This is a genomic window from Gaiella sp. (genome assembly GCF_035710885.1).
In the GTDB taxonomy this organism is placed as follows: domain Bacteria; phylum Actinomycetota; class Thermoleophilia; order Gaiellales; family Gaiellaceae; genus Gaiella.
On record NZ_DASTCS010000069.1, the window covers coordinates 21,497 to 32,632 of the forward strand.

The window sequence follows — 11,136 nt, forward strand, 5'->3', positions numbered from 1 at the left end:
GCGGAGTGGTACCAGAGGCCTGCGGTGTTGCGCGGTGCTTGCGGCCGAGCCGACGAGGGTCGGCAACTCGCCTCGCCGCGCCGGGATCCGGCTCCTCGCGCTCGGCGCCCTTCTCATCTACGGGCCGTCGAGGGGTGGAGCAACGGAACCGCCGTGGGGCGCCAGCCCGCGCGGAGGACGGCGACGAGGGAGGGTGGCGTGATCAGCGTCGCCGACCCGCGCGGCCGCGGCTCGCGTGCGAGGTAGCCGCCAACTGCCCACGTCAGCAGCTCGTCGCCGAGCACGAGCTTCGGCGAGCCGTCGTGCAGCACGAACGCGCCGTCGGGCAGCTCGTCCGCCTCCTCCTGGTGGAGGCGGTGCTTGGGGGTCTCCGCATCGATTCGCTCGCCATGGAGCCGCGTGTCGATCGCGTCGGCACCCGCGTCTCCGTTGAGGTCACGCCAGAGTGACGTGAAACGGCCGTAGTCCTCACGGCGACACTCCGCGCAAGGCCGGTGACCGGCCGCGAGCGCGGTCGCGTCGTCGAGAAAGAACAGCTCCGTGTACCGGCCGGGCTGCATCAGCGGAGAGCGCCGACGCCCGCGGAACTCCAGACGGCACGAGATCCAGCGCCTCACCTGGTAGCGGCGGCGGATGCGCCCGTCTGCGTCGTGCAGGCAGCCGCGGTTGCCGTACACGAGGCCGCGGGCCGGGTGCGCGATCAGCTCTCCCAACGGCGTGACGCGGTTCTGGAGAGGCACGTCCGGCGGTTGTAGCATCCGTCCTTCGTCGAGGATTGGAGCAAGCGTGAGCCAGCTGAGCTTCGACGCCGATCTCCTGCCCCGCCTGGAGGCCCTCTACCGGACGGCCGAGATCCTGCGTCGGCGGCGCATCGTGCGGGAGTCCCTGGCCGCGGCACCCGGTGAGCGAATCCTCGACGTCGGCTGCGGCCCCGGGTTCTACGTGGCGGATCTCCTCGAGGACGTCGGCCCCTCGGGCTCGATCGTCGGCGTCGACCGGAGCCCGCAGATGCTGGGCGCCGCGCGCCAGCGCAACGAGGCGAAGGCGAACGCGTCGTTTCTCGAAGGCGAGGCGACCGAGCTGCCGGTGGAAGAGGGATCGTTCGACGCGGCGTTGTGCGTCCAGGTCCTGGAGTACGTGCCGGACACGGTCGCTGCGCTCACAGCAATGCGACGGGCGCTTCGGCCCGGCGGCCGGCTGCTCGTCTGGGACGTCGACTGGAGCACCCTGTCGCTCCACTCGACCGATCCCGCGCTCACGGCGCGGGTGCTCGAGGCGTGGGACGGGCACCTCACACATCCGACGCTGCCGAGAACCCTCGCGACGCAGCTCCGAGCGGCCGGGTTCGAGCACGTCGAGGCGGACGGTCACTCGTTCTCGACGATCGAGTACGAGCCCGGAGCGTTCTACGCGTCGATGATCACGCTGATGGAGGACTACGTCGGCGGGCGAGGCGACTTCCCGCCCGACGAGCTCCGTGCGTGGTCGGACGACCTGCAGGAGCTGGGGAGGCGGGGTGAGTTCTTCCTCGCACTCACCCAGTTCTGCTTCACCGCCCGCTGAGCATCGCGCCGCCCGCATGTGGGAGGGGGCGGCGATGCCGCCCCCTCTCCATCGCTCGACGGGCGCGGCTGCTCAGCGAAGCGAGCTCGCGACCTGCTCCAGGAGTCCCAGTGCGTCCTGCAGGCCCGCCTCCATCCCGGAGGCGATGTGTGCATCCCGGTGTTCCTTGCTTGCGTGCTGCCCCAGGATCGTGAGGGTCGTGCGCCCGCCTGCCTCGGTGAATGTGACGGTGTTCACCGCCTCTGCGTCGGGCATGCCCTCGTAGATCTCGGTCGAGACGATTCGCTCGTCCGGGACGATCTCGCGGTACTCGCCGTGGAAGGCGACCTCGAAGCCGTCGTCCGTCACCATCACGTACCGCCATGTCCCGCCGACACGCAGGTCGATCTCGCAGATCGTCGCCGTGCCGCGGTTCGCGTGCCACCACCGCTTGACCAGATCGGGCGTGGTCCACGCCTTGTAGACCAGGTGCCGCGGCGCGTCGAACTCCCGGGTGATGAGGATCTGCTCATCCGCGGGAAGCGTCACCGTCGCTGTGCGGCTGGTCGTCGCCGGCATCTGATTCCTCCTCCTGCTCGAGTTCCTCCAACACGACATCGAGCCGCTCGAACCGCTCCGTCCAGGAGCGCTCGTAGTCCTTCACCCAGTCGTGAATGGGCTTGAGCGCCCGTCCGTCGACCCGATACAGCCGCTGCCGTCCTTCCTCACGCACGTCGACCGCCCCAACCTCCCGGAGCACACGTAGGTGCTTGGACACCTGTGGCTGAGACATCCCGAGCACGGCCACCAGGTCGTTCACGGGCCGCTCTCCGCCGGCGAGAAGATCCAGGATCTGCCGCCGCCGGGGCTCGGCCACTGCGTTGAATGCATCTGCCGTCGTCGCCGCCCGTGCCATGCCGGGCATTATATTCCCATATCGGAATACGTCAACCGGAGCCTTCTCGGCCACGTTGTCAACGGACGGCTGCGAGCGTAGGCAGTCTTTGCGAAGAGGCAGGTCTGCTCCGAAGGAGGCTCCGACGTGAACGACGACCACCTCGAGCCACGACTCACGCGCACCGCCGTCCTGCGGCTCGCGGGCGCCGGCGCCGCGGGATTGGCGCTGGGCGTTCCACCCGCACGCGCCGCACCGACCGACGCTGCGGCGGTCGAGACCGCCGCCCGCGCCTTCCTCGCATCCCTGTCACCGGTCGATCGCGACCGTGCATCGTTCCCGTTCGCGGGCGCCGAGCGCACCCGCTGGCACTGGACGGTGCCTGCCTCGGTGCCTCGGAACGGCCTTCCGCTCGGAGCGATGTCGGCCGGCCAGCGGAGGCTCGCGCTCGCGCTGCTGCGCTCGAGCAGCTCGCCCGCCGGCTTCCGCAAGTCGCTCGACATCATGGCGCTGCAGGGCGTGCTGCAGCGGATGAACACGGGGTTGAGCGATCCGTTCGACCCCGACCGCTACTACGTCTCGGTGTTCGGGACGCCCGGGGCCCGAGCGTGGGGATGGCGGTTCGAGGGGCACCATCTCTCGAGGCACTTCACCGTCGTCGGCGGCACCCTTGTCACCGAGCCGTTCTTCCTGGGCGCCTGGCCCACCCGCGCGGCGAGCGCGTACCGCTCGGTCGCCCGCGGCCACCGGACGATGCGGCGCGAGGAGGACGCGGCCCGGGAGATCGTGCTCTCGCTCGACGGCCGCCTGCGGAGGCAGGTCGTGTTCTCGTCGGAGTCGCTCACCGACCACCTCACCCAGAACGCCGTCCGGGTGAGCCCGCTCGGGCGGGTGGGCGTGCTCACCGGCGATCTCCCGTCCGCGGCGCAGAGGCGCGTGCTCGAGATCCTGCGTACGTACCTGGCGAACCATCCCCTCGCTCTGGCGCGCGCCGCCCAGGCCCGGATCGAGCGGGCGGGCATCGGGCGGACGCGTTTCGGCTGGGCCGGCAGCACTCGCCCCGGCGTGCCCCACTACTACCGGCTCCAGGGACCGACGTTCCTGCTCGAGTTCGACAACTCGAGGAACAGCGGGACGCACATCCACAGCGTCTGGCGCGATTTCGAGCGCGACTTCGGCCGCCACCTCCTTTGACGTCGGCAGCTCGACGCCCGGAATCCGCCCGCCTTGCCTCCGCGTACCTCCCTGCAGGAAGATCAGCGGGCCCGGCGCGATGACAGCCACACGGCGAACGTCCGAGGAGGGCCGGTCGTGACAGAGTTCCAGCGGTATCTGGCGGAAGAGGTCGCGGAGGACCATGCAGACGGCCACGTCTCGCGGCGCGAGGCGCTTCGTCGGCTCGGCTTGCTCGGCGTGAGCGGTGCCGCAGCCGCTTCATTGCTCGCGGCGGCCGTGGCGGACCAGGCGAGGGCGCTGACTGGTGCCGCGGGGCACGCGGGGACGGCAGCTGCTCGGCGAGGGGCGAAGGTCGAGGCTGCGGCGCTCCCGACGCGGGAGATCACGTTCCGGGGGCCGGGAGGACGGAGGTTGCTGGGCGCCTGGGCTTCGGCGCGTCAGCCGCGCGGAGGCGTGCTGGTGATCCACGAGAACCGGGGGCTCAACGACTCGATCCGCGCGATCGCGGGCCGCCTCGCTGCAAGCCGCTACTCCGCCCTCGCGATCGACCTGCTCTCGGAGGAGGGCGGCACGAAGTCGTTCTCGGACGAGTTCGAGGCGGTGGCCGCGCTCGGGTCCGCCCCGACCTCGCGATTCGTGGCGGACATGAAGGCGGGCGTGACGGAGCTCCGCCGCCGGCTCCCGGGAAAGAAGGTTGCTGCCACCGGCTTCTGCTTCGGCGGCGGCATGACGTGGCTCCTGCTTGCCTCGAAGGAATCTCGGCTGGCCGCCGCGGTCCCCTTCTACGGCCCCTTCCCCGAGAACGGGAACCTCTCCGGCACCAGTGCTGCGGTGCTCGGGGTGTACGCGGGGCTCGACTCGAGAGTCAACGCGTCCCGCGCGGCGGCGCGCGCGGCCCTGCGCAGGGCGGGCCTGCGGCACCAGATCGTCACCTACCCCGGCGTCGATCACGCGTTCTTCAACCCGACGAGCTCGCGTTACGACGCGCCGGCGGCATCGGCCGCCTATCGCCGGATGCTGAGCTGGTTCGGCACTCACGTCGCGAGCTAGAGGCAACGGCGCGGCCCCTATCAGTCGCCTCGGCGTCGTCCGAGCCACTCGAGCGATCCTCCAGCGTCCTCGAGGCGACGAGCTTCGGCAGCGGATCGAGCAGGTCGGCCACTCGCCGAAGGCGGCCGACCTCCCGGGCGAGGGGTGGGCGCGGCGCCAGCATCGCCCGATGTGGGCACGGGCGCTCGCCGGATGCGTTGCGCTGGGCGTCGGCACGGCCGCGGCTCTGGCTTCCTCGCCGAGCCCGCTGGCTCCCCAGCTGGCGATGCTGCCGCGCATCGACGCCGCTGCGCGGGCCAGTCTCGGCGGCGACCCCGACTGGATGCAGCGCCGTTACGACGCAGCGCGGGACCTCGCGGAGTCGACCCGCCGGGTGGTCGTCCCGAAGGGATGTGACCGGCTCCAGGAGGCCCTCGTGATCCTCGCCGAGGCCGAGATCGCCGTGACCGAGGCGTTCGACCGCCTGCGGCCGTGGCGAGCTCTCCACAGACGCGCGGAGGCTGCACGACGCCGCGTCGAAGGCATCCGCCCCCGGTGCGCGGCCGGAGGGGTCACCGCACCGGCGGACGCCGTCCCGGCTCTGTCCCTGCCCGGCCCGGGCGAGGTCTTCTTCGGGCACGTGGCGGGTCCCGCCCCCGCGAGGTCGACCAGGGTGCTGATCAACGTCAACGGGGCAAGAGCCGCGACTGCAGCAGTCAGCGGAGGACGGTTCGACGTGAGGGCAGCCGTGCGCCACGGTCCGGCGCTCGTCGAGGCGCTCTTCCTGAACGACGCCGGCGAGCAGGTCGGCGTGGCCGTGTCCCGAGACGCGTTCGCCCTGCCACCCCTCGCGACGAAGGCACCCGCGAAGCCGCGACGGGATCCGGCGCTCACGGCGCGGCTTGCAGCGGCGGCCCGCGCCTTCAGCGGGTACTCGTCGATTCGCATCGAGAGGCTCGGGACCGGGACCGTCGCGGAGTGGAACGGCGCCGCTCGGTTCCCTGCAGCCTCGACCGTCAAGCTCGCCGTGATGATCGAGGCCGCTCGCCGCCACGGTCTCGGGCGCGGCTCGCCCGTGCTCTACGACGTCGGTCAGGCGGCAGAGTGGTCTTCCAACCTCGCGGCCAATCGGCTCTTCGGAATCGTCGGACGCGGTGACGCGGCCAGGGGCAGAACGGTCGCCGAGCGGAGACTGCGGTCGCTCGGGGCGACCTCCAGCACGTACCCGGGCGAGTACCGCGTCGGCACGTCGTCCAACGCTGCCCCGTCCCAGCCGCCCCTCGGGACGACCCGAGTCACCACCGCCCGGGACCTCGCGTCGATCATGCGCGCCATCCATCTCGCCGCCATCGGAAGACGCGCAGGCCTCGACGCCACCGGCCTCCGGCCCGCGACGGCCCGGGCGCTGCTCCGGGCACTCGTGGACAGCGACGCCGGAGGCGACAACGTCGGGCTCGTCGGGCCCTATCTGCCGGCGAAGACGCCGGTTGCCCAGAAGAACGGCTGGCTCTCGGACAGCCGCTCGACTGCCGCCATCGTCTACGACGACGACGGGCCCGCGATCCTCGTCATCCTCACGTTCCGCTCGGGCGGTCTCGGTCTCGCCCAGGCGCAGTCGCTGGGAGCGAGCGCGACGCGGATCGCGCTCACCCGGTCGAGAGGGCCCTGACTCGGGCTCCTCCTCGAGCCTCTAGACGGGAGCTCCGGCTGCTGTTGCCTCGGGAACCTCGATCAGCTGTCCGGTGCGGACGTCGTAGACGTACCCGTAGATCGCGATGCCGGCGGGTACCAGCGGGTGGTCACGGATCCGCTCGACGTCCTCGACGACGCTCAGGTTCCGATCGGCGATCGTGAGCCAGTCGATGTTGTGGCCCTCGCTCGAGCCGGGGCCGGCACCGACGTCGTGGAAGCCGTTCTCGCCGAGGGCAGCGGTCTCCAGGCTCTTGTCGAGGAGATCCGCCATCACCTCGTTCGTGAAGAACTCCATGCCGCAGTCGCTGTGGTGGATCACGAACCACTCGCTGGTGCCGAGCAGCTTGTAGGAGATCACGAGCGAGCGGATTGCGTCGTCCGAGGCGCGGCCCCCGGCGTTGCGGATCACATGCGCGTCGCCCTCGCTGAGGCCGGCGTACTTCGCGGGGTCGAGACGCGCATCCATGCACGTGAGGATCGCGAAGTGCCTGGCCGGGGGGAGCGCGAGCTCGCCCTTGTCGCCGAACTCACGTGCGTAAGCCTCGTTCGCGGCGATGACTTCGTCGAGGACTGACATGGCGACACTCCTTCGTTCGAGGTGGGGTGGAAGCGGCCAGGGCTGCCACTTCAATTCGAATAGTGACTTTGCATGTTGAAGTGACTGCCTGTCAAGCGCCTTCCCGCCGTGTCGCTCGTTGCGATCGCCGCGTGGCTGCAGTGGCCCCGGCTACGAGGACGGCACCGTCACGACCGCCGGGCTCGTGTTCGCTCTCGCCGGGTTCGTCGCCCTGTCAGCCGGCGGCTGGCTGACGCACTTCGCTCTCTCGCCGCCATCGGGCTCGTGCTCTGGATCGTCTTCGTGGCGAACGGGAGCGAGACACTGGCGTGGATCGCCTTCGTGCTGCTGCTCGCGGTGGCGTTGCTCGGATTCGGGATGCTCGCGATCTGGCTCGGCCAGCGACGCGGCGGCATGGCCGCCGCCGAGACCGCGGATGCGCCGGAACGCCGCTTCCCGGTTCCCATGGTCGCCCTGCACGGCATTCTCGCTGCCACGACGCTCGTGCTCGTCGTCCTCGCGACCGTCGACGTGGGGACGTAGTCGCACCGTGACGCTCGAACCCGGGGCGTCCGAGCCGAGACGAGTCGACGGCGGGTTCGAGCGCTCGGACCTCTAGGGTTGCAAGATGAGCACGGAGCCGGCTCCGCGCAGCGCCGTCGTGTTCGGCGCGCGAAATCTCGGCCGCGCCGTGATCGAGCGGCTCACCTCCGGGGGATGGGCGGTCGTCGCCGTCGCCCGTTCGCAGGCGACGCTCGACGGCGTCGCCACCACGGGTGCCGTGGTACTCCAGGGGGACATCACCGAGAGCGCGAGTGTCCGACAGGTGCTCGTGCAGGCGGCCGAGTCGCACGGACGGGTCGATCTGGTCGTGAACGCGGCGGCTCCCTACGGCGGCGACCGGCGCGGCCCGTTCGGCGGCGGCCGGCTCAGCGAGGCGGCACCGGATGCGTTCGAGCCCTGGGCGGCCGCCCCGGCCCGCGCGGCCTTCACGTTCCTTTCGACCGTCGGAGCGTTCCTGCTCGAACAGGGCGGCCCTGCGACCGTGGTCCAGGTGACCGGTGGCTCCGCGCGTCGCGCCATGCCCGGACGCGGCCTGTGGGCGGCGGGATCCTTCGGCGTCCGTGCGCTCAGCAACGCGGCGGCGCTCGAGCTCAGGGAGCACGGCATCCACGTCGCGCTGCTGATCGTCGACGCGGGCATCGAGCCGATCGGCGGAGCACCTCCCGGGCAGTCGACCGAGGCCCTTGCCGACCCTCGTGCGCTCGCCCGGGCGGTCGAGTTCCTCGCCGAGCAGGGCGCGCGGGGCGCGACGCACGAGCTGCAGGTCACGCCGCTCGCCGAGCGCTGGGTGCCCTGACGGGAAGCGACGCTCGCCTCCACCGGGGAGAACCGCTTGACGGGGGCCGCCTCGGCTCCTAGCGTCGAGACCCGTGGCATACAGGATCGTGTGCATCTCACATGCAACGGGCTCCGGCGGCGACGAGGTCGGCCGGCTCGTTGCCCACCGTCTCGGCTTCCTCTACGTCGACGACGAGATCGTGGCGCGGGCAGCGAGCGAAGGAGGCGTCGACCCCGCAGAGATCGCAGACGAAGAGCGTCGAAAGTCTCTCGTCGTCCGCATGCTCGAAGGGATGGCCCGGAGCGGTGATGCCTGGGCGCTGGCCGGCAGCCGCTCCCCGAGCGCGGGGGAGGAGCTGAGCAGCGACGCCATTCGCGCGTTGATCCGGGAAACGATCCTGCAGACGGCGGCCCGTGGCGAGGTGGTGATCGTCGCGCACGGTGCGTCCTATGCTGTCTCCCGCGCGCACGAGGCGCTCCGGGTGCTCGTGACGGCGTCTCCGGAGACACGTGCCACACGGATCGCCGACCTGAAGAGCCTCGACCGAGCGGCCGCCGTCCGCGAGGTGAAGGACTCGGACGCTGCTCGACGCGACTACCTGAGGCGCTTCTACGACATCGCGCAGGAGTCGCCGACGCACTACGACGTCGTCGTCAACACGGACGCTCTTTCCGTCGACCAGGCCGCGCGACTGGTCGCACAGGCCGGGTCCACCTGACGGTCCCCGCTTTCTGCGGCCCGCGTCGGGTCGTCGAACCGACCCGACCGCTGAAGCGTGTCCGGGCGCAGGACAGGGCGCTCTCTGAGCGAAGGACGTCTGTTCATGGGCTGGCGGCCGGACGAGGTATGGCTGGACGCGGACATCTTCTGGTTCCGCGAGCAGCCGCGGGAGCCCTTCGCGGCGCTCAGCCTGACAGTGCCGGCGTTCGTGAACCGTCGGTTCGAGGCGTCTGTCTTCATGCCGGTCGGCACGGGGCTCGAGGCGTCGCGGCGACGGCGGATGGCGAGGCAGGCAGAGCGGCGACGCCGGCTCCTCACGCGCACGGTGCCGGCAGTCGCGCTCGTGCTCGGCTCCGCCACGATGCTCCCGATCGCCGCACTCCGGCAGGGCAGCGGTTCGCGGGATCCCGGCCCGCTGCAGGCGGATCCTCCGAGCCTCGGGTTCCGGATCAACGACGCACGTGTTGCCCGAAGCACGCCGGGCTCACGAGCTGACGCGTCCCCCCGAGAGGCGGCTGGGCGAGCGGTCGCACGGAAGACGGCGCTCGCCAGTGTCGAGTGGCACCGCGCGACGTCGGTCGGCCTCCCGTACGCCGGCCGTCTGGTCGACGGCACGCAACTTCCCGTGGAGGGGGATGACTGGGTCACGTGGAACCCGGTCACGGACAGCGTCCCGAATCGCCCCGACCGGCTCTACGGCAACGAGCGAACGATCCGGACGATCCTCTCGGTGATCGCTGCCTATCGCGGCGCGCATCCGGAGGCGCCGCCGGTGGTCGTCGGGGACATCAGCTTCCGCGACGGCGGGCGGATGAACCAGCACGTGTCGCACCAGAACGGGCTCGACGTGGACGTCTACTACCCGCGGCGCGACCGGCAGCTGACCGCCGTGCACGCCGCGAGCCAGATCGATCGCGACCTCGCGCAGGACCTTCTCGACCGCTTCGTCGCCGCCGGCGCGCGGATGGTCTTCGTCGGCTACTCGACCCGGCTCCGTGGACCGGGCGGCGTGGTCGTCCCCTATCCGAACCACGAGAACCACATGCACGTCCGCTTCCCGCAGCCTCCCGGCTGAGGCCCGATCCGACGGTCATGCTCGCTCGCCGGGCAGGCTCGGAGCGGGCGGGCCGGTGCTCTCCCGTACGACGAGCTTGGTGGGAAGGATCGCCCGTCGGGGCTTTCGCGATCGTGGTCCCGCGATCTCCTCGAGCAGCCACTCTGCGGCCAGCCGACCTTTCTCCTCGTGCGGCTGGGCGATCGTCGTGAGCGGCGGGCTGGCGAGTGCCGCCGCAGGGCCGTCGTCGAAGCCGACGAGCGACAGGTCCTCCGGCACGCGGATCCCGAGCTCCGCCGCGGCCTGGAGCGCGCCGGTCGCGAGGACGTCGCTCATTGCCAGGATGGCGGTCGGCGGAGCATCGCCGCGGAGCAAATCCAGCGTCGCCCGCCGCGCCGGCTCGGTCGCGTTCGGACGGCACGTGCGGACTGCAGCCTCGTCCCACGCCGTGCCGAGACCCTCCTCGTAGCCTGCGCGCCGCTCGACGCTCATCTCGAGCACGAGCTCTCCTTCTCGGTCGAGGGCGGTCACGAAGGCAAGCACGCCCACGCGGCGGTGGCCGAGGGCACGGACATGCTCGGCGGCCTGCCTCGCCGCGGCGCGGTCGTCGATGCCGATGAACGCCGTCGGGGCGTCGCGCGGCTGATCGACCGTCACCACCGGGAGCCCGCGCGCGAGCGCCGCGTCCACGCGAGGATCGTTGCTCGCGGCGGAGTAGACGATGAAGCCGTCGACGGCGGCGGCGCGCACCGTCGCGGCCGTCTGCTCCCGAAACCGGGAATCGGGGATGAGGAGCAGCCCCATGTGCGCGTCCTCCATCCCCTCCGCGACACCGCCGAGGAACGCGGGCGCGGCCGGGTCTGTGAACTGGTAGCGAAGCCGCTCGCTGAAGATGATGCCGAGCGCCCCCGCTCGGCCGGTACGCAGGCGGCGGGCCGCCGGGTCGGGCCCCGGGTAACCGAGGGCTTCGGCCGCTTCGAGCACCCGTGCGCGAACCGCGTCCGAGACGAGCTCCGGCCGGCTGAACGCCTGGGAGGCGCTCCCGACGGAGACCCCGGCGCGTTCCGCGACGTCCCGCAGCCGCACGCGTCGAGGCCTCACCGGAGCCATCGACCGGCAGCGTACCCGAA

13 protein-coding genes are annotated in these 11,136 nt (G+C 71.4%); 8 read left to right on the forward strand and 5 right to left on the reverse strand.

Going from position 1 to position 11,136, the window contains the following annotated elements:
* Positions 1-113: 113 nt before the first annotated feature.
* Positions 114-740, reverse strand: coding sequence for a hypothetical protein (locus VFO26_RS15930; RefSeq protein WP_325116052.1), 627 nt, complete (start codon positions 738-740; stop codon positions 114-116).
* A gap of 46 nt (positions 741-786) precedes the next feature.
* On the opposite strand from VFO26_RS15930, the gene VFO26_RS15935 reads away from it, so the two are divergent.
* Entirely contained in the window at positions 787-1,563 is a 777-nt protein-coding gene (locus tag VFO26_RS15935; RefSeq protein WP_325116054.1) for a methyltransferase domain-containing protein, read from the forward strand.
* Positions 1,564-1,635: 72 nt separating this feature from the next.
* Here VFO26_RS15935 and VFO26_RS15940 read toward each other — a convergent pair whose 3' ends face one another.
* Together VFO26_RS15940 and VFO26_RS15945 are read right to left on the reverse strand one after the other, a co-directional pair.
* Positions 1,636-2,121, reverse strand: coding sequence for an SRPBCC family protein (locus VFO26_RS15940; RefSeq protein WP_325116055.1), 486 nt, complete (start codon positions 2,119-2,121; stop codon positions 1,636-1,638).
* Positions 2,072-2,458 carry a metalloregulator ArsR/SmtB family transcription factor gene (locus tag VFO26_RS15945; RefSeq protein WP_325116056.1) on the reverse strand — a complete coding sequence of 129 codons (387 nt, stop codon included), beginning with the start codon at positions 2,456-2,458 and terminating at the stop codon, positions 2,072-2,074. The genes VFO26_RS15940 and VFO26_RS15945 overlap by 50 nt, the downstream gene beginning before the upstream one ends.
* A 126-nt stretch (positions 2,459-2,584) precedes the next feature.
* On the opposite strand from VFO26_RS15945, the gene VFO26_RS15950 reads away from it, so the two are divergent.
* The 3 genes from VFO26_RS15950 (at position 2,585) to VFO26_RS15960 (ending at position 6,311) form a co-directional block, all read left to right on the forward strand.
* Positions 2,585-3,631 carry a DUF3500 domain-containing protein gene (locus tag VFO26_RS15950; RefSeq protein ID WP_325116057.1) on the forward strand — a complete coding sequence of 349 codons (1,047 nt, stop codon included), beginning with the start codon at positions 2,585-2,587 and terminating at the stop codon, positions 3,629-3,631.
* Between the two features lie 117 nt (positions 3,632-3,748).
* The gene (locus VFO26_RS15955; RefSeq protein ID WP_325116058.1) at positions 3,749-4,663 is read left to right on the forward strand and encodes a dienelactone hydrolase family protein; all 915 of its coding nucleotides are present in this window, start codon (positions 3,749-3,751) and stop codon (positions 4,661-4,663) included.
* A gap of 169 nt (positions 4,664-4,832) precedes the next feature.
* Complete coding sequence (locus VFO26_RS15960; protein WP_325116059.1) at positions 4,833-6,311, forward strand: serine hydrolase; 1,479 nt, start codon at positions 4,833-4,835, stop codon at positions 6,309-6,311.
* 21 nt (positions 6,312-6,332) lie between these two features.
* On the opposite strand, the gene VFO26_RS15965 is transcribed toward VFO26_RS15960, so the two are convergent.
* On the reverse strand, positions 6,333-6,911 hold the full coding sequence (locus VFO26_RS15965) for a carbonic anhydrase (RefSeq protein ID WP_325116060.1): 579 nt from the start codon (positions 6,909-6,911) through the stop codon (positions 6,333-6,335).
* Between the two features lie 264 nt (positions 6,912-7,175).
* Here VFO26_RS15965 and VFO26_RS15970 point away from each other — a divergent pair, with 264 nt between their 5' ends.
* From VFO26_RS15970 to VFO26_RS15985, 4 genes are all read left to right on the forward strand, one after another.
* Positions 7,176-7,433, forward strand: coding sequence for a hypothetical protein (locus VFO26_RS15970; protein WP_325116061.1), 258 nt, complete (start codon positions 7,176-7,178; stop codon positions 7,431-7,433).
* 85 nt (positions 7,434-7,518) lie between these two features.
* Positions 7,519-8,250, forward strand: coding sequence for an SDR family oxidoreductase (locus VFO26_RS15975; protein WP_325116062.1), 732 nt, complete (start codon positions 7,519-7,521; stop codon positions 8,248-8,250).
* Positions 8,251-8,323: 73 nt separating this feature from the next.
* Entirely contained in the window at positions 8,324-8,950 is a 627-nt protein-coding gene (locus tag VFO26_RS15980) for a cytidylate kinase-like family protein (protein WP_325116063.1), read from the forward strand.
* A gap of 105 nt (positions 8,951-9,055) precedes the next feature.
* Positions 9,056-10,027 (forward strand): penicillin-insensitive murein endopeptidase, encoded by a 972-nt coding sequence (locus tag VFO26_RS15985; protein WP_325116065.1) that lies wholly within the window; start codon positions 9,056-9,058, stop codon positions 10,025-10,027.
* A gap of 15 nt (positions 10,028-10,042) precedes the next feature.
* Here VFO26_RS15985 and VFO26_RS15990 read toward each other — a convergent pair.
* A partial coding sequence (locus VFO26_RS15990) for a LacI family DNA-binding transcriptional regulator (RefSeq protein WP_325116066.1) occupies positions 10,043-11,136 on the reverse strand: 1,094 nt, incomplete at its 5' end.

Coding starts and splice junctions, on each gene's coding strand:
- VFO26_RS15940 (WP_325116055.1), bottom strand. CDS start 2,121: ATGCCGGCGACGACCAGCCGCACAGCGACGGTGACGCTTCCCGCGGAT.
- VFO26_RS15945 (WP_325116056.1), bottom strand. CDS start 2,458: ATGGCACGGGCGGCGACGACGGCAGATGCATTCAACGCAGTGGCCGAG.
- VFO26_RS15960 (WP_325116059.1), top strand. CDS start 4,833: ATGTGGGCACGGGCGCTCGCCGGATGCGTTGCGCTGGGCGTCGGCACG.
- VFO26_RS15965 (WP_325116060.1), bottom strand. CDS start 6,911: ATGTCAGTCCTCGACGAAGTCATCGCCGCGAACGAGGCTTACGCACGT.
- VFO26_RS15975 (WP_325116062.1), top strand. CDS start 7,519: ATGAGCACGGAGCCGGCTCCGCGCAGCGCCGTCGTGTTCGGCGCGCGA.
- VFO26_RS15985 (WP_325116065.1), top strand. CDS start 9,056: ATGGGCTGGCGGCCGGACGAGGTATGGCTGGACGCGGACATCTTCTGG.